At 58.8% G+C, this 24757-nt stretch carries 32 protein-coding genes; 16 read left to right on the top strand and 16 right to left on the bottom strand.

Going from position 1 to position 24757, the window contains the following annotated elements; translation table 11 throughout:
* Positions 1–7 precede the first annotated feature (7 nt).
* From QSK43_RS17110 to QSK43_RS17080, 7 genes are read left to right on the top strand one after another with little or no spacing between them, the layout of a single operon-like run.
* Complete coding sequence (locus QSK43_RS17110; RefSeq protein ID WP_332304446.1) at positions 8–613, top strand: c-type cytochrome; 606 nt, start codon at positions 8–10, stop codon at positions 611–613.
* A complete protein-coding gene (coxB, locus tag QSK43_RS17105; RefSeq protein WP_332304445.1) occupies positions 610–1602 on the top strand; it encodes a cytochrome c oxidase subunit II in 993 nt (330 codons plus the stop codon). Before QSK43_RS17110 ends, coxB begins: the two co-directional genes overlap by 4 nt.
* Positions 1602–3512: a cytochrome c oxidase subunit I gene (gene ctaD, locus QSK43_RS17100; protein WP_332304565.1), complete on the top strand. Its 1911-nt coding sequence runs from the start codon at positions 1602–1604 to the stop codon at positions 3510–3512. The genes coxB and ctaD overlap by 1 nt, the downstream gene beginning before the upstream one ends.
* Positions 3509–4111: a cytochrome c oxidase subunit 3 gene (locus QSK43_RS17095; RefSeq protein WP_332304444.1), complete on the top strand. Its 603-nt coding sequence runs from the start codon at positions 3509–3511 to the stop codon at positions 4109–4111. Before ctaD ends, QSK43_RS17095 begins: the two co-directional genes overlap by 4 nt.
* Positions 4108–4419, top strand: coding sequence for a hypothetical protein (locus QSK43_RS17090; protein WP_121692381.1), 312 nt, complete (start codon positions 4108–4110; stop codon positions 4417–4419). Before QSK43_RS17095 ends, QSK43_RS17090 begins: the two co-directional genes overlap by 4 nt.
* Positions 4407–5300 carry a cytochrome c oxidase assembly protein gene (locus QSK43_RS17085; protein WP_332304443.1) on the top strand — a complete coding sequence of 298 codons (894 nt, stop codon included), beginning with the start codon at positions 4407–4409 and terminating at the stop codon, positions 5298–5300. The genes QSK43_RS17090 and QSK43_RS17085 overlap by 13 nt, the downstream gene beginning before the upstream one ends.
* On the top strand, positions 5275–5688 hold the full coding sequence (locus tag QSK43_RS17080) for a c-type cytochrome (protein WP_332304442.1): 414 nt from the start codon (positions 5275–5277) through the stop codon (positions 5686–5688). The genes QSK43_RS17085 and QSK43_RS17080 overlap by 26 nt, the downstream gene beginning before the upstream one ends.
* 3 nt (positions 5689–5691) lie before the next feature.
* On the opposite strand, the gene QSK43_RS17075 is transcribed toward QSK43_RS17080, so the two are convergent.
* Positions 5692–6630 carry a c-type cytochrome gene (locus QSK43_RS17075; protein WP_442967852.1) on the bottom strand — a complete coding sequence of 313 codons (939 nt, stop codon included), beginning with the start codon at positions 6628–6630 and terminating at the stop codon, positions 5692–5694.
* Between the two features lie 217 nt (positions 6631–6847).
* Here QSK43_RS17075 and QSK43_RS17070 point away from each other — a divergent pair, with 217 nt between their 5' ends.
* Positions 6848–7045 carry a hypothetical protein gene (locus QSK43_RS17070; RefSeq protein ID WP_332304440.1) on the top strand — a complete coding sequence of 66 codons (198 nt, stop codon included), beginning with the start codon at positions 6848–6850 and terminating at the stop codon, positions 7043–7045.
* Positions 7046–7069: 24 nt separating this feature from the next.
* Here QSK43_RS17070 and QSK43_RS17065 read toward each other — a convergent pair whose 3' ends face one another.
* Positions 7070–7300: a hypothetical protein gene (locus tag QSK43_RS17065; protein ID WP_332304439.1), complete on the bottom strand. Its 231-nt coding sequence runs from the start codon at positions 7298–7300 to the stop codon at positions 7070–7072.
* A gap of 163 nt (positions 7301–7463) precedes the next feature.
* Here QSK43_RS17065 and QSK43_RS17060 point away from each other — a divergent pair, with 163 nt between their 5' ends.
* The 4 genes from QSK43_RS17060 (at position 7464) to QSK43_RS17045 (ending at position 9206) form a co-directional block, all read left to right on the top strand.
* A complete protein-coding gene (locus QSK43_RS17060) occupies positions 7464–7631 on the top strand; it encodes a hypothetical protein (RefSeq protein WP_332304438.1) in 168 nt (55 codons plus the stop codon).
* A gap of 31 nt (positions 7632–7662) precedes the next feature.
* Positions 7663–7920 (top strand): hypothetical protein, encoded by a 258-nt coding sequence (locus tag QSK43_RS17055; protein ID WP_121692387.1) that lies wholly within the window; start codon positions 7663–7665, stop codon positions 7918–7920.
* 14 nt (positions 7921–7934) lie between these two features.
* Positions 7935–8591: a class I SAM-dependent methyltransferase gene (locus QSK43_RS17050; RefSeq protein WP_332304437.1), complete on the top strand. Its 657-nt coding sequence runs from the start codon at positions 7935–7937 to the stop codon at positions 8589–8591.
* Between the two features lie 90 nt (positions 8592–8681).
* A complete protein-coding gene (locus tag QSK43_RS17045) occupies positions 8682–9206 on the top strand; it encodes a sigma-70 family RNA polymerase sigma factor (RefSeq protein ID WP_332304436.1) in 525 nt (174 codons plus the stop codon).
* Positions 9207–9209: 3 nt separating this feature from the next.
* Here the strand turns inward: QSK43_RS17045 and treZ are convergent, their stop codons facing one another.
* The gene (gene treZ, locus QSK43_RS17040; protein ID WP_332304435.1) at positions 9210–10997 is read right to left on the bottom strand and encodes a malto-oligosyltrehalose trehalohydrolase; all 1788 of its coding nucleotides are present in this window, start codon (positions 10995–10997) and stop codon (positions 9210–9212) included.
* Between the two features lie 200 nt (positions 10998–11197).
* Here treZ and QSK43_RS17035 point away from each other — a divergent pair, with 200 nt between their 5' ends.
* The gene (locus QSK43_RS17035) at positions 11198–11410 is read left to right on the top strand and encodes a hypothetical protein (protein WP_121692390.1); all 213 of its coding nucleotides are present in this window, start codon (positions 11198–11200) and stop codon (positions 11408–11410) included.
* A gap of 16 nt (positions 11411–11426) precedes the next feature.
* On the opposite strand, the gene glgA is transcribed toward QSK43_RS17035, so the two are convergent.
* From glgA to QSK43_RS17005, 6 genes are all read right to left on the bottom strand, one after another.
* Positions 11427–12941, bottom strand: a complete 1515-nt coding sequence (gene glgA / locus QSK43_RS17030) for a glycogen synthase GlgA (RefSeq protein WP_332304434.1) — start codon at positions 12939–12941, stop codon at positions 11427–11429.
* A gap of 83 nt (positions 12942–13024) precedes the next feature.
* Positions 13025–14338, bottom strand: a complete 1314-nt coding sequence (locus QSK43_RS17025; RefSeq protein ID WP_332304433.1) for a cytochrome P450 — start codon at positions 14336–14338, stop codon at positions 13025–13027.
* Positions 14339–14702: 364 nt separating this feature from the next.
* Complete coding sequence (locus QSK43_RS17020; RefSeq protein WP_121692394.1) at positions 14703–15317, bottom strand: cysteine hydrolase family protein; 615 nt, start codon at positions 15315–15317, stop codon at positions 14703–14705.
* Positions 15318–15407: 90 nt separating this feature from the next.
* Positions 15408–15635, bottom strand: a complete 228-nt coding sequence (locus QSK43_RS17015; RefSeq protein WP_332304432.1) for a hypothetical protein — start codon at positions 15633–15635, stop codon at positions 15408–15410.
* 196 nt (positions 15636–15831) lie between these two features.
* Positions 15832–16554 carry a Crp/Fnr family transcriptional regulator gene (locus QSK43_RS17010; protein WP_332304431.1) on the bottom strand — a complete coding sequence of 241 codons (723 nt, stop codon included), beginning with the start codon at positions 16552–16554 and terminating at the stop codon, positions 15832–15834.
* 15 nt (positions 16555–16569) lie between these two features.
* Positions 16570–16929: a hypothetical protein gene (locus QSK43_RS17005; RefSeq protein WP_332304430.1), complete on the bottom strand. Its 360-nt coding sequence runs from the start codon at positions 16927–16929 to the stop codon at positions 16570–16572.
* Positions 16930–17127: 198 nt separating this feature from the next.
* Here QSK43_RS17005 and QSK43_RS17000 point away from each other — a divergent pair, with 198 nt between their 5' ends.
* The 3 genes from QSK43_RS17000 to QSK43_RS16990 all read left to right on the top strand — a co-directional run bounded on the left by QSK43_RS17000 (position 17128) and on the right by QSK43_RS16990 (position 18507).
* A complete protein-coding gene (locus QSK43_RS17000) occupies positions 17128–17628 on the top strand; it encodes a YciE/YciF ferroxidase family protein (protein WP_121692398.1) in 501 nt (166 codons plus the stop codon).
* Positions 17629–17739: 111 nt separating this feature from the next.
* Positions 17740–18075, top strand: a complete 336-nt coding sequence (locus QSK43_RS16995; RefSeq protein ID WP_332304429.1) for a DUF982 domain-containing protein — start codon at positions 17740–17742, stop codon at positions 18073–18075.
* A 285-nt stretch (positions 18076–18360) separates the two neighbouring features.
* Positions 18361–18507 (top strand): hypothetical protein, encoded by a 147-nt coding sequence (locus QSK43_RS16990; RefSeq protein ID WP_162992076.1) that lies wholly within the window; start codon positions 18361–18363, stop codon positions 18505–18507.
* Positions 18508–18594: 87 nt separating this feature from the next.
* Here the strand turns inward: QSK43_RS16990 and QSK43_RS16985 are convergent, their stop codons facing one another.
* From QSK43_RS16985 to QSK43_RS16955, 7 genes are all read right to left on the bottom strand, one after another.
* Positions 18595–18891 carry a hypothetical protein gene (locus QSK43_RS16985; protein WP_332304428.1) on the bottom strand — a complete coding sequence of 99 codons (297 nt, stop codon included), beginning with the start codon at positions 18889–18891 and terminating at the stop codon, positions 18595–18597.
* A gap of 88 nt (positions 18892–18979) precedes the next feature.
* On the bottom strand, positions 18980–19636 hold the full coding sequence (locus QSK43_RS16980; RefSeq protein WP_332304427.1) for a UdgX family uracil-DNA binding protein: 657 nt from the start codon (positions 19634–19636) through the stop codon (positions 18980–18982).
* Between the two features lie 4 nt (positions 19637–19640).
* Entirely contained in the window at positions 19641–20375 is a 735-nt protein-coding gene (locus QSK43_RS16975; RefSeq protein ID WP_121692402.1) for a TIGR04290 family methyltransferase, read from the bottom strand.
* A 3-nt stretch (positions 20376–20378) separates the two neighbouring features.
* Entirely contained in the window at positions 20379–21416 is a 1038-nt protein-coding gene (locus QSK43_RS16970; RefSeq protein WP_332304426.1) for a UDP-glucuronic acid decarboxylase family protein, read from the bottom strand.
* Complete coding sequence (locus QSK43_RS16965) at positions 21391–22542, bottom strand: CgeB family protein (RefSeq protein WP_121692404.1); 1152 nt, start codon at positions 22540–22542, stop codon at positions 21391–21393. The genes QSK43_RS16970 and QSK43_RS16965 overlap by 26 nt, the downstream gene beginning before the upstream one ends.
* Positions 22539–23630 carry a CgeB family protein gene (locus tag QSK43_RS16960; RefSeq protein WP_332304425.1) on the bottom strand — a complete coding sequence of 364 codons (1092 nt, stop codon included), beginning with the start codon at positions 23628–23630 and terminating at the stop codon, positions 22539–22541. Before QSK43_RS16960 ends, QSK43_RS16965 begins: the two co-directional genes overlap by 4 nt.
* A complete protein-coding gene (locus QSK43_RS16955) occupies positions 23627–24757 on the bottom strand; it encodes a CgeB family protein (protein WP_332304424.1) in 1131 nt (376 codons plus the stop codon). Before QSK43_RS16955 ends, QSK43_RS16960 begins: the two co-directional genes overlap by 4 nt.

Below are 24757 nucleotides of genomic sequence, written 5' to 3'. Positions count from 1 at the left end.
GTGCAGGATGCTGACGGAAAGGGGAAACAATCTTTCATCGATCGGTCTCTGGTTCGCATTGGGAACTTTTCTGGCAGGCGCTGCGGTGTTCGCGGGGTGCTTTCGGGAAACCCGGACGTTTCGTACCGATCCTCCGATATCGGCTGCTCTTGATAAATTCCGGTTGATGCCGGTTCCCGTGGCCGGCGCGCCTGCGGAAGTTTATTTTGCGCTTGGCAGGCCCTTTGAGCGCACTGCCTATGATCTTTCGCAGGGCAAGCGTCTCTATGCGTGGTTCGGTTGTGCAGCCTGCCATGGCGAGGGGGAGGGCGGTAAAGGCCCGCCGTTTCTTGACGGCCAATGGCTTTACGGCCCGTCCATGGTGTCTGTCGCGGCATCGATCAGGGATGGCCGTCCGAATGGCATGCCGCCTTTCCGCGACAAAATGACGAGCAGGGAAATCTGGCAACTTGCCGGATATGTCAGGACGATCGGGGCCTATTCTGCCTTGATAGCCGCACCGGCCCGCAACGACGATCGCCAGACCCGGCCAGCGGAAAACCGGGCGCCTGCGGCAATCCTTTTTAAGGAGGATCCTGTGCCGCCACGACCACCTCAAGGCGCTTTGCCTTGAAGCGCGCCGCCTCGATTTTTTCGGTTTTTGGGCTGCTTTCCGGGTGCGGCGGCATTCAGTCTGCTCTCAATGCCGATGGTCACGCGGCGGCGACGCTGAGAGATTTGATCTTTCTGATCGTCGGCGTGAGCCTTGTCGTCTGGCTGGCAGTTAGCGGTGTCTTGATCTGGTCGCTGTTCAGACGTCGGCGCACGCCGGTGCAAAACGAACAGGCGACCCAGCGCCGATTGCAGCTAGTCGTGACGATCGCGGTGGCGATGACGGTTGTGATCATAAGCTGGCTGACGGTGGCGAGCTTCCGTGTGACGCGGACCGTCGGATTTGACGACGACGCCGACCTGACGATACGCGTTCGCGCCCATCAATGGTGGTGGCAGTTCGATTATGAGGAAGCCGGACTGGGAGGGGGCTTTCAGACTGCCAATGAAATACACATTCCAGTGGGGCGGAATGTACGGGTGAAACTCGAGAGTGCGGACGTGATCCACTCGTTCTGGGTGCCGAGCCTTGCGGGTAAAATGGACCTCGTTCCAGGGCGGGAGAATATTCTGATTTTCCGGACCGACCGGCCGGGCGTTTATCGCGGCCAATGTGCGGAGTTCTGCGGGCTTCAGCATAGCCATATGGCTTTGATGGTGATTGCCGATGACGAGCCGGGATATCTGCGGTGGGCCAAGGCGCAAAGGGCCGACGCTGACACGCCACAGAATGTGGATGCGCAAGCCGGCATGTCTGTCTTCATGCGCAAGCAATGCGCCGCCTGTCATACCATCCGCGGAACGCCCGCTTCCGGCGTGACGGGACCTGACCTGACGCATGTCGGCAGCCGCCGGACGATTGGTGCAGGTCTTCTTGAAAACACCCGTGGTTCGCTTGCCGCATGGGTAGCCGATCCGCAGACTCTGAAACCCGGCAACAACATGCCGCTGGTTCCGCTTTCCAGCGAAGAACTGCGGCAGGTTTCCGTCTATATGGAAGGGCTGGAATGATGGTGCAGGGACAGGCTTTCGTCCTCATCGACAGCGACCTGACTGCTCTGCGAACAGAGAGCGAACTGGAAAAGACATGGGGCTCGCGTCCGGGTTTCTGGGGCGCTGTCGCCTCCGTCGACCACAAGGTGGTGGCGCGGCGATACATCGTGACGGCTTTTGTCTTCCTGGTGCTCGGCGGAATTCTGGCACTTGTCATGCGCCTGCAACTGGCCACGCCAGAAGCGCGTTTTGTCGATGCGGACCGGTACAATCAGATATTCACGATGCATGGGGCGAACATGATGTTCCTGTTTGCCGTGCCGGTCATGGAAGCGATGGCGGTCTATTTCGTGCCCCTGATGGTGGGCACGCGCAATATCGCCTTCCCGCGGCTGAACGCCTATTCCTACTGGGTGTTTCTCGCCGGTGGGCTGCTTCTGTGGGTTTCATTCCTGCTGGATAGCGCGCCGGATGTCGGCTGGTTCGCCTATGTGCCTCTGGCGGGTCCGGAATACGGTGCCGGCAAGCGGGCGGACATATGGGCCCAGATGATAACCTTCACCGAACTCGCCGCACTTTCCATTGCGGTGGAGATCGTTGTAACCGTCTTCAAGCAGCGTGCGCCCGGCATGTCGCTCGACCGTATTCCGCTTCTGGTCTGGGCAATGCTTGTCATGGCCTTTCTCGTCATCATCGCCATGCCCGCAATCATGTTCGCAAGCTCCACGATGATCATGGACCGCCTTGTCGGCACACATTTTTATAATCCTGCCGAAGGCGGAGACGTGCTCCTGTGGCAGCACGTCTTCTGGTTTTTCGGGCATCCGGAAGTCTACATCATCTTTCTTCCCGCCGTCGGCATGGTCTCCACGATCCTGCCAGCCTTCGTCGGGCGACCTGTGTTCGGGTATATGGCAATCGTCATGGCCATGATCGCGACCGGCGTCCTGTCGTTCGGTCTCTGGGTGCACCACATGTTCGTTGCCGGTCTGCCGAAGCTGGGAGAGAGCTTCTTCACAGCCTCCAGCATGGCGATTTCCGTGCCGGCCGGTGTTCAGATATTCTGCTGGCTCGCGACATTATGGGTGGGACGGCCGGTGTTCAGGACCCCGCTCCTTTTCGTCATCGGCTTCATCGTCACCTTCGTCATCGGCGGTCTGACCGGGGTGATGGTGGCATCCGCGCCGTTCGATACGCAGGTTCACGATACCTATTTCGTGGTCGCGCATTTCCATTATGTCCTGATCGGCGGCGCGGTTTTCCCGCTGATAGGCGCGGTCTATTACTGGTTCCCGAAGATGACTGGCCGGATGATGAGCGAGACGTTGGGTCGCCTCAGTTTCTGGCTGATTTTCATCGGCTTTCATCTGACGTTTTTCCCGATGCATATTCTCGGCCTGCTGGGAATGCCGAGGCGCATCTACACCTATCAGCCGGATCTTCCATGGGCGGGTCTCAACCTGTTTGTAAGCCTGAGCGCGGTCGTTCTTGCTTCCGGTTTTCTTGTCTTTTTCCTCGACGCCATCCGAAGTTTCTTACGGGGCCATGTCGCCGGCAACAATCCGTGGGGGGCATCGACCCTGGAATGGGCGACGAGTTCACCGCCGCCAGCCTTTAATTTTCGCTCGATCCCCGTGGTCGATCGCTGTGATCCTCTCTGGCCAACGGTCGATGAACTACCCGTCGTCTCCGGGCTGCGGGTGGATCGTCGCGAAATTCTGGTCACCAGCGTCGTGCAGGCGCTGCCCGAGGCGCGTGAGGCATCACCAACCGACTCGGTCTGGCCGTTCTGGGCGGCCATAGCAACGTCGATCATGCTTATCTGGTCGATGTTTTCACCCTGGGCCGTCGTCTGGGGATCGATCCCCATCGCGGTCACGCTGATCGGCTGGTTCTGGCCGAAGGGAACGACGGAGGAGGAAGCGTGAAGGAACGTATCGTGCTTGATGTCTCGAAGTTGCCCATGTCCGGCACCGGCACCGCCAGCCCCGCATGGTGGGGAACCTGCGCCTTCATGCTGATAGAGGGTTCGGGTTTCGCGCTTGCAATCGCCGTCTATTTCTATCTGATGAGCCTTGCGCCCCATTGGCCGATCGATGCGCCGCCGCCGGATCTTTTCGCTGGCATGGTGCTGACCGCGCTGCTTGTAATAAGCGTCATTCCGAACATTCTCGTCACCCGCTGGGCAAGGCAGAGACGGCTTGCACGCGTCCGTTCGGGTCTCGTCGTGATGTCCGCAGCTGGAATTGCCGTGCTCGCCGTGCGTGTTTTTGAGTTTCCCGCCCTTCAGGTGAAATGGGACGACAATGCCTACGGGTCGATCGTTTGGACGATCCTCGGGCTGCACACGACCCATATCCTCACTGATCTCGTCGACACCATGGTGCTCACCTGCCTGATGTTTACCCGGCACGGCGACAGCACCCGGCGTTACGGCGACGTGGAGGACAACGCCCTCTACTGGAACTTCGTCGTTCTGATCTGGCTCCCACTTTATCTGTGTCTTTACTGGATACCGCGGCTATGACGTTAAAGACCGGACATCTCGGTGGATTGTTCGTTGCTCCCGCCATGTGGGCGCTCAACACGCAACTCGGCCAGATCCTTCCCGCAATCGATTGTACGAGCCGGACCGCATCAATAGTCGTGATCGCCTTCGCTTCAGCGGGTGTGGCGGTCGCTGCCGCCGCTGTTTCAGCGAGAAGCAGGGCTGTGAAGCCTTCACGGGTTTTGACGTTTCTGGCGTCGCTGAGTGTTCTGGTCGCGCTTGTCTTCGCGTTCGCGCTTTTTCTTCAGGGAGCAGCAACGTTGCTGATAAGCCCATGCGCGCGCTGACACTCATAGCCCTGTTCATGGCAAGCGCCGGTCCGCTTGGCGCTCATGACGGGGAGACACATTTTTCCGGGCTGGTCTGGACTTTCGATGCCTGGATCATTGGCCCGCTCCTGCTGTCGGGCGGGCTTTACGTCATTGGCTTCGTCCGTCTCTTGAGGCGGTCCGGCGCGAGCCGGCGGATGATAAGATCTGCGGCCGCCTTTTGGAGCGGCTGGCTCGTTCTGGTCGCCGCGCTCGTCTCTCCGGTCCATTTCATGGGAGAGCGTCTATTCACCTTTCATATGATCGAACATGAACTGGTGATGGCCGCGGCCGCGCCCCTCATCGTGCTGGCGCGTCCGGTCGGAATTATTCTTTGGAGCCTGCCGAGAATGTTTCGCCGTCTCGTAGGTGTAGTGATGGCCAGTCGGCAAATGCGCGCCATATGGAATATCCTTGCCGGTGGTGCGATGGCGACATCCCTGCACGCGCTGGCCATCTGGGGCTGGCATGCACCGGTCCTGTTCGATGCCACCGTGGCCAACGTGGCGCTGCACCGGTTCCAGCATCTCGTCTTCTTCCTGACGGCGCTGCTCTTCTGGTGGGCAATTCTCTGGCGGGCCGACAAGGGGCTGGCGGCATGGCATCTTTTCGTCACCATGATGCATACCAGTATTCTCGGCGCGTTGATCACGCTCGCTCCACAAATCGTTTACGTATCGCAGACGCAGGATGCGCCGCGCTGGGGCCTGACGCCCTTTCAGGACCAGCAACTCGCCGGGCTCCTCATGTGGGTGCCGGGCGGTGTTATCTATGCGGGGGCGGCGCTTGCGATGCTTGCGGTCTGGATTTCCCGCTCAAGCAGGGGAGGTCGGCATGAGGACCCTATATCCGTCTCTTAAGGTTGGCCGGGTGCTGATCGTCCTTGTCTCTGCGGCGCTCGCAACGGGCATTATCACCAATATCGCCGAAGACAGGGCGCGACGCAGCGCGGTGGCCACGGCGATGACCGGCGGCGACGCCAGGCTGGCTCCTGAAATATTCCGGCGCTACGGTTGCGCCGGATGCCATACAATCCCCGGCATTCCCGGCGCTGACGGGAAGGTGGGCGGAGAGCTTCGATCCATCTGCGAGCGGGTCTATATCGGTGACGGCGTCAACAACACACCGGAAAATCTTGTCCGATGGATCGTCTCGCCGACGCATTTCTCGCGCGGAACAGCGATGCCCGAGACCGGTATTTCGGAAGCCGAAGCGCGGCATCTTGCAGCCTATCTCTACGCGGATTGAGCATCAGGGAAGGGGCGTCGGCCTTGCCGGAAGCGACTTGATGTAGTGGGCGATGGCGTCGCGATCGCTTTGCGGAAGTTGCGACAGATTGGAGATCACATCCGTCATGCTGGAACCCGCATGCCTATGGCCGGGGGTTTCTCCCGTCGCAAGCAAGGTCGAGATGTCGGCCTGCGTCCATGCGCCGAGGCGCTCCGAAGTAATGTTCGGAACGAAGCCGGTGCCCTCGGTATCCGGTCCGCCCGCAAAACGCGTTTCGGGTCGGATCGCGCCGAAAATATTGCGGGTGGAATGACATTCCGCGCAATGCGCAAGCGTTTCAGCCAGATAGGCGCCGCGATTGAAGACGGGATCTCCCGTTTTCACCGGAGCCGTGCGGCCTTCCGTGAAAAACAGCAGCTTCCATATCCCGATAAGACGGCGGATGCGGACGAGCGGTTGCAGATCGTGCTGCCGTGATCGGCCTGACACGGGAGGAAGGGTCCGCAGATAGGCATAGAGGTTTTTTATGTCCTGAATGTCTATCCCCGTGTAGCTCGTATAGGGAAAGGCAGGGTAATAATGGTGTCCGCCAGGCGATACGCCGGCGACGAGGGCGTTGGCGAGGTCCGCCGCAGACCACGATCCGATACCGTCCGCGACATCAGGAGAGATATTGGGCGGGCGGAACACGCCGAAAGATGTAACCAGCGCCATGCCGCCGCCGAGCACAAGCGGGTTCGGTTGTCCCGGAGTGGCGTGACAGGACGCGCAACTGGCGGCCAGAAACACCATTCTTCCCAATTGCGGATCTCCCGGGGTCGAACCCATCTCCTCCGGTCCGAAAGGTCTCCTTGGCGCGGTGGCGAACCATGATCCCGCACATACCGCCGCAACGCAGGCCAATACCGACAGCCAACCTGCCCGAGGCAATAGGTGAGCACCTTCAGCTTGCTGGACCATCATCGAAACGTCCATATTCCGGGCGGTTGCGTGCGCGGCGACGGCGGGAGCCAGACATTTTCCCGTTATCGAACTTCCAATCTCGATTGATGTTCCCACGACGATCGGGCAGCTGCATCGGTTGTCTATTATTCCGCGATGACCTTGCATCGGTTGGAACAACCCGGCCCGAGCGGGGTTAGGCGCTCTATGTTCAACCCAGATGGAGGTCGCACCCGTGGACCCGGCAATTGATCACGAGACCTGCAACAGCCTGAACATCGAAGCTGCGACCCCCAAGGTGATTAAAATCATCATCGGGGAGCGTACCGTGCTTGAAGGCGTTCTGAACACGGGCAGCGTCCTGAGCGTGCAGACGAAAGAGGGCGCCGACCCGCAATCCATCGAACTGGTTGTCGAGGACCTTTCGCGATAACGGCTTTCATTATCCGAAACCGCCTTAGCCGCGAAAGTCGCCCTCGTTCGTCTCCCGTTCGTCGTAGTTGATGTCCCAGTCTTTCTTGGGCTTTTTGGTTCCCGGCGGCAGCTTGTTTGCGGTCGCATCGTCGGAGCCGGTTACGACCCTCGGTTTCGCGCTGGCAACGCCGTTATTCGTCGAGGTCTTTTTTCCACGCGCAAACTGAGGGGCGCTGTCTTTGTGGATCTGCTTGAGCTTGTCTTTCTTGTTCATGGCCTACTCCTCTCGCATTCCTAACCGTTTTCGGCCGCGACTGTTCCCTCAAACCTTTTGAGATCAGGGAACCTCCGTCCGCTCCTGCGGTTAGAACAGATGGCAGGACCGCGAGGACCTGCGGCCATGAGGACGATATTCAATAAAAGAAGGGGGTTCTGCGATGGGGCGAACAGAAGACGGTGTGAAGCCTGAACCCGGCACCGACGACGCCCGTTCTACCGATAGCGAGGAGAGCCGGCAGGATCGGGAGCAGGCGAAAAGGAACGCGGAACGCATGATGCGGTTGCGATACGGACAGGACCGGAACGAAGAAGACAAAGGCGCGTGACCGCCATAGGTGCAATCGACAGGAGGCTGATGTGACGGAATCTGTGACAACGACCGATCACGACGAAATAAGGCAATGGGTCGAACAGCGGGACGGGCATCCCGCGAAAGTTGACGTTTCAGGCGACGGAGGCATACTTAGGATCGATTTCGGCGAGCCGGAAGACACACTCACGGAAATCTCGTGGGAGGAGTTTTTTGAAATCTTCGAGGACCGGAAGCTCGCCTTTCTTCATCAGGATAAAAAGTCGGACGGCCAGAGCCGGTTCAACAAATTCATTTCGCGCTGACGAGGGAGAGGCGAGTGAGCGACGACGTGGGACGCACTGTCAGCCCCAATCGTGAACAGCAACAAAAAGCCTACCGCTTCTGGGCTCCGGTCTATGACGGTATCTACGGGTTTTTTCTGAAACGGGCGCAGACTGAACTGGCCCTGCGAGTTGCCGATGCAGGCCGCGATATTCTGGAAATCGGCGTGGGAACAGGGCTGGTGTTGCCGCTTTATTCACCCGGCAGCAGTGTGACTGGTATCGACATATCAGAAGAAATGCTCGTGAAGGCGAAGGCGAAAATTGCCGAGGGCACGCTTCCCCATGTGAAAGCATTGCATGTCATGGATGCGTGCGACATGGAGTTTCCGGACGCGTCTTTCGACGTGGTTTCGCTTCCCTTCGTCATTCCCCTCATTCCAGATACCGACCGGCTCCTGTCCGAATGCGCCCGCGTTCTCAGACCGCGCGGCGAAATCATCATCGTCAGCAAGATAACCACCAGCGAAGGCGCCATGCGCCGTGTCGAGCAGCTGGTCTCGCCGCTGGTGCAAAATATCGGACTGAGTTCGGCTTTTCGCCTCGACGGAGTTCAGGAATGGCTGAACCGTAATCCGTCCTTTCATCTCGCTGAAAACAGGCCGATCCCGCCGACCGGACATTTCCGTTTGCTGCGTCTTTCCCGCCCTTGATCGCCCCCATGGCGGCGCCGTCATTGTACGTTGGCGTACGGCAACCAGGCTGCCGCTGGCCCATTTCCTCCTTGTGAAAGGACAAGGACAATGGCCAAACACGCTGTAAGTGAACATTCCGGCGACGCCCTGAGCGAAGCGCAACTCGAGACGTTACGCGACGGTATCGCCGATCTTGCGCCAGCGTTAACGGCGTTTGCGCATCGTTTCGTCAAAAACGACGAGGACGTCGACGATCTCGTTCAGGAAACCATGTTGCGGGGACTGCGCTCCCTGCATCGTTTTACCCCGGGTACAGCTCTGAAATCGTGGCTGTTCACGATTTTGAGAAATACATTCTGTACACGATACAAGGTAGCGAGACGCGAATGTATCGGCCTGCCGATCGGTATAGAACAGACGATGTCCGTCCCGGCGAGCCAGGAGTGGCGGATGGAACATGAGGAAGTCATGCGCGCCATCCGCGATCTCGACGCCGATCAGAAAAAAGCCCTGCTGCTTGTTGCTGGCGGAACGAGCTACGCCGATGCCGCCTCCATCTGCGGCTGCAGGGTCGGCACCATAAAAAGCCGCGTCAACCGGGCCAGGGAATCCCTGAGACGCAATCTGTACTGATAATCACCCGGCAACCGCAAACAACGCGCTGTAGCCGCAGGTTTTTCCCGTTGTGGTATCGATGCTGCCGTGTAGGTGGAAGATTTCTCCTTCCACGGCCGGCAGCTCGATTGCTGTACCGGACAGATTGGCGCGCATTTGCAATCGCCCGGCACTGAACCTCCAGTCGGTCGCCAGCGCTTGCGACGGACAATCCAGCGCGACGCCCCTCTCAAATGCGGAGCCGAGCAAAGGCCACACAAATTGACGGCGCTTGGAAAGCACCGCTGTCATTGCCTCGCTCCTGCGTTTTCCGTTCTTTTGGCGCGCGGAGCACCAGTCCAATGTCGAAAGGGCCTGTGTCCGTTGGTCGTTCGGATCTTTCACCAGTCCGGCAGCGTTGGCTGGAAGACTTCCCTGGAACATTTCGGCCTGTATCAGGCGCCTTTTTATCTCTTCGTCCCGATTCTCTCCCGGATGGTCGGAAAAAAAGTAGAACGGTTGCGCAGAGCCGTGATCGTCCCCCATGAACATCAGCGGGGTCTGCGGACAAAGCAGAAGAAGACACTCCAGCACATCGAAAAGCTCGGGCGCGATCAAGGCGCGCAGACGTTCGCCGCACAGCCGGTTTCCAGCCTGATCGTGGTTGTGGAGGAAATTCACGAATGTCTGCGGCGGCAGGTGGTCACTCCGCTCACCGCTCTTTTCGAAGTCTTTCGAAGGACGTGGATCACCCTGATAGACGAAACCGGTCGCCAGTGAACGGCGAAGCCTGTCGTGCGGCTCGAAGGCGAAGTCGCCATAGATGCCGCCGTCTTCCCGCGTCGTGATGACGTGGACGACGTGATGAAAGTCATCGTTCCATTGAGCGTCGATCAGGGCGGGGGCGTTGCCCGCGGGTGTCATCGGCGCCACCGCGTTCCTTGCGTCTTCTATGACAAGGTGCACATGCCTGCCTGTTATCGAATTTCGGACGGTTCGCGCCAGCTCTGTCAGAAAGTCGACTTCTGCGCCGCCACCGGCCAGGTGGTCGGCGGCATCGATCCGCAATCCGTCGAAACGATAGGTTTGAAGCCAGTACAATGCGTTTTGCAGGAAGAAGGAACGCACTTCGGCTCTGTTGAAATCCGGTGCCGGTCCCCACGGCGTTCCATCTTCTTTGAAGAAATCGGGCGCATAGGTCTGGAGAGTGTTCGCTCCGGGACCGAAATGGTTATAGACGACATCGAGTAAAACCATCATGCCGCAGCCATGTGCGGCGTCTATGAAGGCCTTGAGATCATCCGGCGATCCATAGTTTCGCTGGGGCGCAAATTGCAGCACACCGTCGTAACCCCAGCCGCGATCTCCCTGAAACGAGGCGAGCGGCATCAGTTCGATGGCGGTAATGCCGATTTCAGCCAGCCGTTCCAGTTTTTCTGCGGCTGCCTGAAAAGTGCCTTCCTCCGTGAACGTGCCGACGTGAATTTCATATATCACCGCCTCGTGCCAAGGGCGGCCGCTCCAGCGGTCATTTTTCCATGCGAAGCTGTGATCAACGACCATCGATGGACCGGTCGGTCCCCATTGCTGCCGATGGGAGGCGGGGTCCGGAACCTCTCGCCCCTCCGGAAGAAAAAAGTGATAGGGATCGCCGTCTTTCACGCCGGGCGCTGTTGCCTCGTACCAGCCGTCGCCCTTGTGTCGCATCTCGAATTCGGCGCCCTTCAGTATCAGTCTTGGCGTTTCCGAACCGGGCGCCCATATCGCGAAGGTTGCGCTTCTCGAGCCATCGAACTGCACGCCCCAATTGCGGTATTTCGTTGTGTTCATCAACCGAACCTCCAGTCAGCTTCGTGGCCGTCCTAACCGGGTCGTGAACGGGCGGTTCCCTTCATTGCACCGCGAATGCGTGGTTGCCGGAACAAATAGGTTGGCCCGTGGTTTCTGAAGGACAACCGACAGCTGGTTAAGACGCACAAACAGCGTGTTGCTCGGCGAAGTGGCGCGCTTATCGGGAAAGCGATGGCGAAATGACACAGGAAACGGACCTTGCCGACTTCTTTCACGTCGCGACAGACGACGAATTGTTTCACAAGATGCGAGAGCTTGAGGTGAAGAGCGAAAAGGACGGGTTGAGCGAGGTTGCCGCACTGGTGGAACTGACCGCCACCGAAATCGAGAACCGGTTCCCCGGCCAGTCTCTCGCTCCCTACGTGCGGTGGAAGCACGACCGCCTGTTATGAAGCCAGCGTCAGAACGTTATGGCCTGGCCTGCCGCCGCTCAGTCCGCATTTTTGCAAATGCTTCCGGCATCATGGCCGGCATGGTTTGAGTCTCCTGAGCTCTCTTGCGGACGAGCCCGTTAAAAAGCGCCAGATATTGCGCAGCGCTTTTCTCCCATGAAAAATTGGCGCGCATGGCCTGCGCCTGAAGCCGCTTGAAAAGCTCCTTGTCGTTATAAGCGGCGACAGCACGTTCCAACGCTGACCGCAGATCGTCGGTGTTTGCCGGTTCGAACTGGAAACCCGTGGCAACCCCGGCATCTATCGCGGCGTCATTGGCGTCGATGATCGTTTCCGCCAGGCCTCCGGTGCGGCCGACGATCGGCAGCGCGCCATATCTTAACGCGTAAAGCTGGGTCAGCCCACAGGGTTCGAACCGCGACGGCTGAATGATGAAATCCGATCCCGCATGGATCATATGCGCCAGGCGCTCGTCATAACCGATATGGGCGCAAACCATCTCCGGATAACGCTTCGACAAGGCGCGAAGAGCATCTTCCAGCCGCCCGTCTCCTTCCCCGTGGACGATCAGCCTGCCTTTTCGGGCGATGATGAATGGTACCATTTCGGGCAGAAGATCGACGCCCTTTTGCCAGGTCAGACGGCTTACGACACCGAATACCGGTCCTTGCGTAGGAGCGAGGCCGAGGGCCTGGAGCAAGCCGTATTTGTTCAGGCTCCGTTTTGTCCTTGCGGTCGATGTGAAATTTGCCAGAATGCAGGGATCGGTTGCGGGGTTCCAGACGTCTTGATCGACACCGTTGACGATGCCTCGTACGCTTTCGCTCCGCATGCCGAAGACCCCGTGCATTCCCATGCCCGCTTCGGGCGTCAGGATCTCACGCGCATAGGTCGGGCTGACCGTGGTGATGGCCGATGCCGTTGTCAGGCCCCCCTTCAGAAACGACATGTCGCCATAATATTCGAGGCAATCCACCGTGCAGAGATGTTCCGGAAGTTCGAGCATCTTTGCCCGTGCCAGCGGGTATTGTCCCTGGAACGCGAGGTTGTGGACCGTGATGACGGCGGGCACCTTGCCCGGTGCTGCCTCTGCCAGATAGACGCAGGTCAAAGCCGTGTGCCAGTCGTGGACATGAACGATATCGGGCTTCCAGCCGGAAACCGAGCCCAGCGCGATTTCTGCAGCAGTCTTCGACAGGACGGCGAACCTGAGGTCGTTGTCGGGGAAGGGGCGTTCCTTTTCCCCATATGGATGCCCGTCTCTGTCAAACAGTTCCGGCGCGTCCAGAAGCAGCAGGTTCTTTCGGTCGGCGACAACGGAAAATACCGAAACGGCCTTTCCCAATATTGTGGAGGAGAAACACGGTTGATGGTCGTCGACAAGGGGGCGCAATTTTCGATACAGGGGCAACAGCGTGCGAACCTCCGCACCCTGTTTTGCAAGCGCATCCGGCAGAGCTCCTGTCGTATCGGCCAATCCGCCGGTTTTGACGAAAGGGAACATTTCAGCCGTGACGGCAAGAATCTGCATGAAAGCCTCCCGCAATTGCGTCAATCTGTCATTATGAGGAAACGCGGGCTTCAACGATGTCGCGAAACCTCTTGCTGGTGTCGTTAAGTCGTCGCTTCATAAGGTACCGGAACGACGCCGGTAATAATAAAGCCACTCGCTGGCGCCGCAGGGATCCGGCGATGGCGGATCCGCAGGTCCTGCTTCGGCACGGTATAGGTCATCGCTCGGGTCAGCAGACGCACGGCTTCCGCCATAATCGCAACCGTCACCTTTTCGCCGGGGCAGCGATGGCCTTGTACTACGTCGCCGGCACCCTGCGGAATGAAGCGACCGCCGCCCACCGTCGATGAAAGCTGCCGGTAAGGCTTGAACTTGTCCGGTTGTGGAAAAAGGTCCTCGCAGTTCATCGTCCCGTAAAGATCGAGTAGAAACCATTGTTTCGGTTCAAAGGTGATTTCGTGAAGTCGGAAGCCATTTTTGGCGACCGCCCCTACAAACGGAAAGAACGGGGAGATACGCCGGACCTCTTCGACAAAATCGTCGATCAACTCATCACCGCCGTTTCGGAACAGCCAAGGCCATTGCGGATGCAGGTGCAGTCGCAAGGCGGCAAAGACGATGTATCGTCCGATCGCGGTAATCGGGCGCAGCAAGTTGATAACTTCCACTGCGGCCGCTTCCACCGTGATCAACCGGCCAGCGTGATCCCGGTGCATCGCGATCTGGCACAGGGGAGAACGATCGTTCCGCGCTTCCGGGCGGCTTCTCGTTTCCTCAATCAGAGACTGTAGCGAACGCTCAAAACCGGACCGCCGGAAAAGTGTCAGAAATGTCCGCGGCCCGAAGTGTCCTGCGGCCTCGATCATTTGCGCGAGTATTCGCCTTTCGTCCGCCAGCCCATAGCGTTCGGGCACACCGCACCATGACAGGCTCACTTTCGCAAGCAGATCGGAGACCTCCTGTAAAAGTGTCACGCGTTTTTCCTGTTGCCACAGCGGCAGTCTCCTCAGCCATTCCCGCCTGAACAGGTCAACCAGCCTTGCTGTTGCATTTTCGTCTCTCATCAGGAGCCGAACGAACATTTCTTTGCGGGCGCGATGTGCGTCACCGTCCAGTTGCTGGACGCTTTCCCTGTCCTGAAGCAGGCGCAATACCGTTTGCGGCATGCCGCCCACCCTGGTCAGGTTTTCATTTCCATATATGAAATTCGCTGCGGCCGGACCGCGCATGCAAATGACACTCCTGCCCATGATACGTGTTCGAAAGGCGTCCGAATTCAGTTTCCTGCATCTGTTGGAAATGAAATCATAACCTTCACGCAGCATGAAAACCGTTTCGTCCGGAAGGATTGTACTGCGAGGCACGTCCTGCAGAAAATAGACGGAACCGGTTTGCTCCAGCGACGTGGCGTCCATGACAGCATGTGTCTCCTCGGAAAAGTTGTTCGCTCCCCGGGTGCCGGCGGGAACCGGAGACACTATCGATCCTGCTGGTGACCCTGATGCGTCGTGTTGATTTTTATGTTGGCCTGCCGGCCCGTTCGGGTAGAAGCTTTTTTCTCCTTTGCGGAAGAAGCGTTTTCGGCGTTCAGGCGCTCCCTGTCACCGGGGCCCTGATGGCTTTGGTTGTCTTTCGGGATGGGCAGTGTTTTCCTGGTCATTTTTGAACCTCGTTTGGCGTGGTGCGGATCATTTCCTTCGAACGAGCCGAACCCGGCTGCCAGACGATTGTTCCCGCCCCGTCGTTCAAATCCGCGCTTTTTTGCGGCTTTCCGCGCCGTCAGTCGCTTAGCAAAAATTCCTCGCGACGATGCAGCCAATCCCGCGCGCCGACCAGCGTCAACTGTGCGGCAAAGCGACCTCGAAGGACCGTCAGCGAGGCGTCATGCGTCGTGTCGCGCGCGCTACAGACTGCGTCTTCCAACAGGAAGATGCGGTATCCCAGATCCACAGCGCCGAGGACGGTCGCGAGTACGCAGACATCCGTCTCTCCCCCGGATATGACGAGCGTGCCGACCCCTTGCCGTGCAAGTTTCCGGTGCAGCCGCCCGTCCGTCCAGGGCGAATAGGTCGTTTTCAGGAACTCCTGCGCAGGCGGGATATAGCCGGCGAACTCGGAAACGATCTCTGTCATTTCGGGACGAAGGTGCTCGCCCGTCATCATCCACCATTTTTCATAATAACGCCCCCACCGCCCCGCTGCGGCATCCGCATCCGGAGGAGGGATAAAACGGGTGAAAATAGTTCTGTGGGGCGAGTTCTCCACCACGCACCCGACATTGTCGATGATGCGCGGCATCCAGCCCACGTGCCACGGCGTTTCTTCGGCAAACATGCGCTGCATGTCGATGCAGAGATGACACCACCGTGGAAAGGGGCGCTCCTGTGATTTCATGGCAATGTCCGAAAAATTTCGCCCGCGTGACTTTATATAGATGTCAGCTAACAATCCGGCTCAATGAAAGTTCCGTCCGCCGGTCAGAAGTCACCCCACGCGCAACTTCGTTCTAAAATAAAGGGCAGACATCCGCTGGAGTTTGCCGGGGTCGACAATACCGCGGTCGTACATCTTCAGAACGTAACGGGCAACTTCGTCGACACGCAGACAAGGATCCTGCTCCGCAGACAAGACGCCATCATAAGCTGCCTTGACGATATTGATATCGTCGTCCAGGAAAATGCCTGAACTTTGGTACGCGCGGTTGGCGGACATTGCACCTCCTTGGCGGATGCGCTCCACATGCGCCGGAAAAACGGGAGACATGTCCATGTTATACGGAAACGCCCGAAGGTAAATGTTCGCAACCGTACCGATAGAGCTAATTCTTGCATCGGCGCGCGTTCATCCCTCTCCTGCCGCAGAGCCTGGCTGTCCGATGGAGCTGAGATCGTTCATCTGCGCTTTGGTCTCATCGAGAAAAACGTGCGAACACGCGCGTGCTTTCGCTCTCCGCCAGCCCGTATAAATCCCGGGCGTAGACTTCGAGCGCCTCGCGGTTCCTCACCGTTATTTTTGCTCTTTCGGAGCGAATAAATCGCTGGCTTTCGAGGACGTGCAGTGCATCCGTCACACTCGGCCGCCGGACCGCCAGCATCATTGACAGGAAGTCATGCGTCAGTTGAAGCTGGTCGCCCTTCACCCGGTCTTGACACATCAACAGCCAGCGCGCCAGACGTTGGCTGACCGTGCAGGTGGCGTTGGCCGCAGCCGTGCATTCCACCTGCGTTCTCGATACGTGCAGGGCGCAGATCATGATTTCGGAGAAAATGCGGTGTTTTGCAATCAGCGCGCGGAAGGACCGCATATCTATCGCCAGGGCTTTCCCCGGCGCCTGGACGACGATCTCGTTGAAGCTCGTCTCCGCACCGGCAAGGACGCCGGCCGGCACGAAACCTTCATTGCCGACGATACCGGCCTCGGTCTTCCGTCCTGATGTCGAAATCACGACGATCGACGCGATACCTGAGGAAAGGAACAGGGCGTGTTCGATGGGCGTGCCGGCGGAAACCAGCTTGTTTCCCAACGCCAGCTTCACGGGCATGCAGGCAGCAAGAACCTCGCGCCTGATGTCTTCGTCAAGGAGAGAAAGCAGAAAATTTGCTTCTCCCGGCCCCTCGCTCCTCTCCGGCATAACACTTGCCTCGCTTCAGTGTCTTATGCCTCCACCTTGCGCCATCAAAGCGGAAGCGATGTTCTCGATATCCTCTGAACGTTCGGAGAGCACAAAAGGTCCCGGTTCGCTGTCGATGACGAGCCAGGGCACAAAAAATAGGTAAGGAATGGCCTTTCCTTCGAGCTGATCCGTCAGGCGCAGCATTATTTCCGCCTCGTAGCGAACGTCGATAATCGCAGCAGAAAATTTAAAGGTGTGGTCGTTGTCCATGGCGTCGGCCGGGTAGGGGCCTTCAAGACCGATGCGGGCGCGGGACCACGCCTCTCCGATTTCCGGTGTAACGGTGTCCGCCGCGCCGATAACGACGATAGTGAGACGTTTGATGGTCTGCATGCCTTACTCCTCGCACGCCGCCGGCAATGCGTGCATCCATTCCCTATTATACTGTCAAATAAAGCCATTTCTGTATCCGCTATACCTCATTTCATCAAATAAGCGCGAGCCTTGCCCAGTCGACACGTTTTGTCACCTTCCATTGGAACAATTGCGCGCGCGCAGGGTTCGGGGCGTCATTCTAACAGGGAGATTTCCATGGCTACTCAAAAAACGCTTGATGATCTGTTCCTCGATGGCCTCAAGGACATCTATTATGCGGAAAAACAAATCCTCCGAGCCCTTCCGAAAATGGCGCGCGCCGCGCAGCTCGACGAGGCGAAGCAGGGTTTTCTCCACCACCGCGATGAAACGCAGGGCCATATCGAGCGATTGGAACGGGTGTTCGAAATCATCGGCAAGAATGCGCGCGGCAAGACCTGCGAGGCCATTCAGGGCATTATCGGCGAGGCCGAGGAAATCATGGAATCCTTCAAGGATTCTCCGGCGCTTGATGCGGGTCTGATCGCCTCCGCGCAGGCCGTCGAACACTACGAAATCGCCCGTTACGGCACGCTGGTGGCGTGGGCGGGCCAACTGGGTATCAACGAAGGGGTTCCGCTGCTGCAGGCGAACCTCGACGAAGAAACGGCAACCGATAAAAAACTGACGAAACTTGCCGAAACCGTTGCGAACCCGAAAAGCCAGAAAGCGGCCTGACAGGGGCATCAAGGCGGCATCCGCCGCCCCCGGGGGCGGCGGATATTCTGCGCGGGGAGGGCATTTCGGCCCTCTTGAGATGCTGGCGGTTTCACGATCATGGAGGAGATAATGACAACAATTCCGGTGCTCGGCGCATATCCACTCGAAATTTCCGTGGGCGGCCGATGCTTCGTCGTCTTTGGCATGGATGAGGCAGTTCGTTTGCTGGAAGAGGAGTGGCCGGAAAAAGCGGGCGTGCATTACGCGCGAGCGTTGAGGAGCTGCCGTCTGGCGATGTCGAGAAACGGGTCAGCGGCGGTGGCGCGGGAACATTTGATCGCCGCATGCCTGGAGGCAGGCATTCCACATGAAGCCTCTTCCAGTTTCGAAGCAGATCAGTTGCCGCTGTTTGCCGGACCGGAGACAGGCGAAAAGGGAACCTTGGCGGTCGAACCTCGCCTGTGAGGTTCGATGCGTGCGGGAGAAAGCAAGAGGACAGGATGGCAGAGCGGCGCGAAAGCATCAGACCCGAGCAGGATCTCAATCGTCCCGTCAGCGAGGAGCTAGATTCCAAATTCTCGCCGGTCGGCGTCGATGACGGTGCTTTTCGCGGACGAAAGCGGACATGGAAAAGGATGATAGTTTATGTCATGGTCATTTTTGCGCTGGCAATCGTGATTGCGTTTTCTTTTCTTTTGGGCACGCATCCCGGCCGCGTATCCTGATTACTCTCGGACAGGGGGAAATCGCATGAGCGAACGTACGGATGAAAAGTCGGTCTACTGGATGATCGTCGGCGCGGATACCAACACCAACCAGGGACTTGTGCGATTGCTGGGCGTCATCGTCGCCCTGATCGTTGTCGGGGGCGTTTTCGTCTGGCTGCTGGCCCACTGAACCGTTCTTCCACCTTTGTAGGTGGTGCCCGCCGCCCGTGGAGCCGCATCGGACGGCGGCTTCTGTGGTAATCCCGGAGTTCCCGGCTTAAAGTTTCCCGGTGGCCAGGTCACGGCCCTCAAGCGAAACCGGCGTGTTTATCTCTCCGTTTCTGTACTTCAGTGGAATGTCCACCTGGTAGGGCACTGCCACGGTCAACCGGAATGCGTTACCGGTTCCGCGCGACGCTGCGGCTTCATCCGTCAGCACGAAATCGACGTTCTCCGCCTTCATTGACGTGACCGCCAGATAGCGGCTTGGATAAACGGCCTGCATGACGCTGCCGACCAGAACGGCCCAACCGTTTTCGTGTGGCATGATCTCACATTCGATCTTCTTGTTCATTGTGATCATCCTCCCTTTCGGCAGCACCTAACCACGATCGAAAAAGCTTGTTCCCGACGGCAGGGATGATTGCTGCAATCGACGCGCGCTATTTTTCTGCTGCAAGGAATTCCGTGATCTTGCGCAGATCCGTGATAAACGCCCGCCGTTCCTGCCGCGCCTCCTCACGGTTGCGAAGGCGCAGCAGATACGAGGGATGAATGGTCACGAGAAGACGTTTTCCATCCGGTGTGGTCGACAAATGCCCCCGTTCCCTGATTACGCCTGATGTGCGGCCGGTCAGGGAGTAAAATGCCGTCGCGCCCATGGCGACGATCAGTTGCGGATCGAGCAGCCGCAGTTCCGCTCCCAGCCACCAGGCGCAGCGCTGCACTTCACCGCTGTTGGGGCGCGCATGCAACCGCCGCTTGCCCCGTTGTTCGAATTTGAAGTGCTTTACGGCATTGGTCACGTAACATTGGGAGCGATCGACCTCCGCCTCCTGCAGGCAGGCGTCCAGCAGCCGTCCAGCCGGACCGACGAAGGGGTGGCCTTTCAGGTCTTCTTCGTCGCCAGGCTGTTCGCCGACGAGAACGACGTTTGCATTCGTTCTGCCCTCGCCAAAAACAAGCTGGGTGGCATTCCTGTACAGATCGCACCGCTCGCAATCCTCGGCCTGGCTGCGTAACGCGGCAAGGGAGGGCGCATTGGCCGTCTCCGGCTGAAAGGCAGGCGGCGGGCGCGCTTTGCGGGCTGCTGTCGCCATGGGCTCATCCTTCCGGCGGCGGCTCTACCGCATAGGGGCGGGCACCGCGACGGCACAGGTAAACCTCCCGTTCCGGATTTCGCTCGATGATGAAACCGGAGCTGCGAAGAATTGCCTCCACAGCAGCCTTGTTCGGAATAAACCAGTTCGTCGGATCGGCCGCGTAGCGGTCTTCTACGAAAAACAGTTTCGGGTAGGTGGGGTTTTCGAAGACGGCCCATTCGGAAAAGGGGTAGTCCTCCTCCAGCGTCTGCGTTCGCTCGTCACCTCGCTGGAGGGACTGGAACAGCAGCATGTCGTCGGCGACATGTTCGTGGATGAGGTCGAGAGCCAGTAACGGATGCCGCAAATGGTAGAACACGCCCATGAAGATTACGAGGTCGAAGCGCTCTTTCAGCTTGCCGATGTCGTATACCGACATTTCGCGGAATTCTATGTCGAGGGCGGATTGTTCGGCCACAAAACGTGCCTGGGCGAGATAACGGGGATCCGCGTCGATGCCGACGACACGGCCCGCATTGCGGCGTTTCATCTCGATGCTGTAAAACCCGGCATTACAGCCGATATCGAGAACACTGCGTCCGCCAAGATCATCCGGAACGATGTGGCGGAACCCCTCCCATTTGAATGCGGGATAGTTTCCGAGGAAATGGTCGGGCGCCGTCTCCACGCCGGCGATTGCAATGTTCTGAAACCAGGGGCCGAGCTCCTGGATTTGTTTTTCCAGTTTATGACGCATGATCTAAGCTCCCAGCATCGCGCCGTTCGCGACTGCTGCGGCCCGCATCCGGGCGGCGGCTCCGGTTTTGACGTTGCTGCTGCCGAGCGTGAAAGCGAACCATTCGGCCGTATGGCGAAGACCTTCTGCCAGCGGCACTTTCGGTGCCCAGTTCAATAATTTCCCGGCGCGGGAAATATCGGGCCGCCGTCTTCTGGGGTCATCGGCTGGCAGAGGCCGGTGCACCACAACCGAGCGTGTGGGAACCGTCAGGAGAACGAGATCGGCAAGCTGTTTCACCGTGAATTCCCCCGGATTGCCGAGATTGACGGGAACGCCGGGGTTGGGCTGCACATCCATGAGCGCCATCAAACCTGCGACGAGATCGCTCACATAGCAGAAGGATCGCGTCTGCTGGCCGGTGCCGTAAATCGTCAGCGGCTCGCCGGAGATTGCCTGCACCAGAAGGTTGGAGACAATGCGCCCGTCGTCGGGCCGCATGCGCGGACCGTAGGTGTTGAATATCCGCGCCACGCGAGCATCCACCTTCCCGGTCCGCAGGAGATCGAAGCAAAGCGCCTCCGCTGCACGTTTTCCTTCATCGTAACAGGCGCGCGGACCCGTGCAGCTGACATTGCCGCGATATTCCTCCCGCTGCGGATGTTCGTCGGGGTCTCCATAGATTTCGCTGGTGGAGGCCTGCAGGAAGGATGCGTCGTGGCGGTGGGCAAGAGACAGCAGATTACCGGTGCCCGACACGCAGGTCATCATCGTATGCACTGGATCCGCCTGATATTGCGGCGGTGAGGCCGCGCAGGCGAGATTGTAGATTTGATGGATCGGCTCATCGATCTCCTGAAGATCGCATATGTCGCATTCTATCAGCCGGAAGTGCGGATGGTTAAGGAGTGGCCGGACATTGGACCGCGAACCGGTGAGAAAACTGTCGACACAGATCACCCTGTCGCCGCGCGCCAGCAACGCATCGCAAAGATGCGAGCCGACGAAGCCGCCGCCGCCTGCAATAACAACCGATCTAATAGCTTGATTTCGTTTCGGCATACTCACTCTCCCTGTTTTGGAGTCTGATGAGGTGTTTTTCTGTCTCCGGAAGCCGCTCCGGTATTTCAGAAAGATATGCTGTCAGTTCGCCGGCTCTCGTTTCGCCGGTGTGAAGGCTGAGGATCCGCCTCTGGGCTGCGGTCGCGATTGCCTGCCGGTCTCCTTCTTCGATGGAGGTGAGAGCCTTCACCACGTCCTCAGTGCTGCGTGCTATGACGATCGCTTCATTTTCAGGCAGCAATTCTTCAAGACCACGCCAGAAATCGCTGATGATCGGCGTGCCGCAGGCTGCTGCCTCAAACAGACGCACGCTTGGTGACCAGCCTGCCGCTACCATATCGGCCCGTGTGACATTGAGCGTGAAACGCTGACGGCTGTAAAAACCGGGATGGCTTGCAGGCGGCAGGTGCTCGATGCGTTCTACATTCTCCGGCCAGCTTATCGTGGATGGATATTGAGGTCCGGCAACCACGAAACGCATGTGGCGAAGCTGCCGGGCCGGTTCGATCAGTAGTTCTTCGAGACGAGGCTGGCGGTCCGGGCTGTAGGTGCCGAGGTAACCGAGATCCCAGAGAAAATCGTCACCAGAATTCCGATATCGCTTTCCGTCTACCGAGCAATAGAGCGCTTCCGCCCGCCGGGCGCCGTAGCGCCGTTCGAGACGGTCCAGCGTTTCGCCGCCGGTGAAGGAGAAGTAGATATCGAAAAGGGGTATCTGTCGCCGGGCGAGATATTCCTCGTCGTTCCGGTTGAGTTTCTCCAGTGTAACCGGCGTATCGATATCGTAAAAACACAGGCGCTTTGGTCCCAGCGCCTCAATGGCGTCAATCACTGCCACGCCGTCCGGCACATAGGAGCCAATGATGACGGCATCCGCCTGCCGCAAACGAGCAGCATACGCGGTGGTCATGGCGAGCGGATCGTCGTAATAGACCAGTTCGCAAAAATCGGGATCGGGCAGGTCGCGCCGTGTGGCATACCAAGGCGTCTCGCGCTCCAGAAACAAAACGCGGTGCCCCGCAGCGTCCAGCCCCCGGATGAGAGAGCGGAATGTGGTCGCATGGCCGTTGCCCCAGGATGATGAAAGGCAGAGGCCGACAAACACGATGTCCAGCGGCTTTTTCATTCTGCCGCCTCCACCCGCACGCCCGCCCGGGCTTTGAACAACCGGTCCACTTCCTCGGCGCGGTGTTCGTAGGTGTGCTCGCGAAGCACCCTTGCCAATGCACGCTCGCCGATGGCGGCGGCCTTTGCCGGTGTGAGCGTCGTCAGAATGTCGCCGACATCCTTGCCGTCACGCGCGACCAGGATTTCTTCGCTAGGCTTCAGGAAGAGTTCGATGCCCTCCCAATGATCGGTGATGATGCACGCGGCGGCGCCAGCCGCCTCGAATACGCGGGTGGCGGGTGAAAACCCGTTCTGCGCCATGCTGGCGCGCGAAATATTGAGAACAGCTTGCGGCGTCGCGTTGAAGGCGTTGTGATCGCGCGTGGATACGTGCCCGATATAGCGGACGTTGGTGGACATGGTCTTGTCCTGCCAGCCCGAGCCACCGAGCAGGAAGGTTCGGTCCGTGAGACGGGCTGCTGGTTCAAGGAAAAATGTCTCCACTCTTTCTTCACGATCCGGCAGGCGGTTTCCGAGGAAACCGAGGGAGGCGGCAAAACGTGGATCCGGGGCAACCGGGTGATGGGTCTCCGGATCGAGCGCGTTGTAAACCGGAATGCACCCCTTGGCACCGAACGCCCGATAGGCATCGACCACCGGCTCGCCGCCGCCATAGGTGAGCACCAGATCGATGTTTGCAAGCGCGCGGCGCAGGGGATGATCCGGCGACGCCCGAAGTTCGGCAAGCGTTGCTGGCGCGTCGACGTCCCAAAATATCGTGATGGCGTCGGCGCGGGCATTCTGCAGCACCTCAACGAGCAGCAGGTCGTCTTCAAACCCGACGCCGCTTGCCTTGACGACGATATCCGCTTCGGCGGCCTGTTCTGCTGCCTGGCGCAGCGCGGGCAGACTGTCCTCATAGACAACGACCTTGCACCATTCCGGCGGATCAATGTCCCTGTTGTTCTGCCGGTCGAAAACATCAGGCTCATAGAAGGTGATGTCGTAGCCTCTTTTCGCCAGCGCGTTGAGGAGACCGCGATAATAAGTGGCGGCGCCGTTCCAGTAGGCGGAAACCAGGCTCGATCCGTAAAAGGCGATTTTCATTGCGCAGCCTCCCTTGCGGTCAATGCATCGGTCACCCGTCTCGTGCCGCAGGCGCAGAGAACATCCAGAAGCTCATCGACACGATGACGGCAGGTATGCCGGGCACGAATGGTCTCCAAACCGGACCGGACGAGGTTGTCGGCAAGGTCGCGGTCGGCGAGAACGTTGCGTAGCTGCCGTTTCATTTCCGCGCCTGATTTGACAGAAATATAGTCCTCGCCGGTGCGGAAAAGCCCTTCGCAATCGTTCCAGGGGGCAGAAATCAGGGGTATGCCGCAGGCGAGTGCTTCGAACACCCGGATCGTGGGAATGCCGGGAAGATGTTCGACGTATGGCCGGCGCGGAATGTGAACGGTTACCCGGTTCTGCGCGAAGGCGAGCGGCACTTCCGCGTTGGCTATCCATCCCTGATAATCAATGCCTCCGCGCATCAGGGCTTCCAGCGCTTCTGCCGGATAGCGGACACCGCGCACGGTGGTTCGAACCCGCAGTTCCTCGGCTGGTCGAATGAGAAACTCTCTGATCTCGCTGGACCTTTCGTCATCTCCCCAGTTCCCGATCCAGATCAGATCTCCGGTTTTAGTCACCGATGGCATAGGCTTGAAGAGGCTGTCGTCAGCAGCCTCGTGCCAGACGAAGACACTGCGCCCCCAACCGGTAGCGCGATAACGCTCCCGCAGGGTTTCACCGAAAACGAGAACGCCGTCATAATCGGCGAGTTCAAGGCCGGCTATGTCGCTGCCGGCGGAGACGGCGCGATGATGGGTATCGTGAAACAGGAGCGTAAAAGTTGCGCCCGCCCGCCGCACGTTGCCGAGGCGCGCGACCATCGCCGGGTCTGTCCACTCGTGCACGATCACCACGTCCGCATCGTCAACGGCTGCCTCGTGATGGAAGTCGTCGCCATAAATCACCGAGCGCAGTTCGGGAAAGGTCTCGTGGAACGTATTGACGGCCGTATCGCCCTGATCCGCCATCAGATTTTCCCGGCTCCACGATCCCGCAGGTTCGAGAGCGAAGACTTCGTGTCCGCGGCGCAGGAGATCGCGCATGATGCCTCGCAGGAAGTGGGCGTTGCCGTGGTTCCAGTCCGAGATCAGCGAATGCGTATAAAAAACGAACTTCAT

Origin of the sequence: Rhizobium sp. GR12, from assembly GCF_036596185.1 — a bacterium.
Lineage (GTDB): Bacteria > Pseudomonadota > Alphaproteobacteria > Rhizobiales > Rhizobiaceae > Agrobacterium > Agrobacterium nepotum.
The sequence above is the reverse complement of the archived record's forward strand: the minus strand, read 5'-3'. Positions and strand labels throughout refer to the sequence as shown.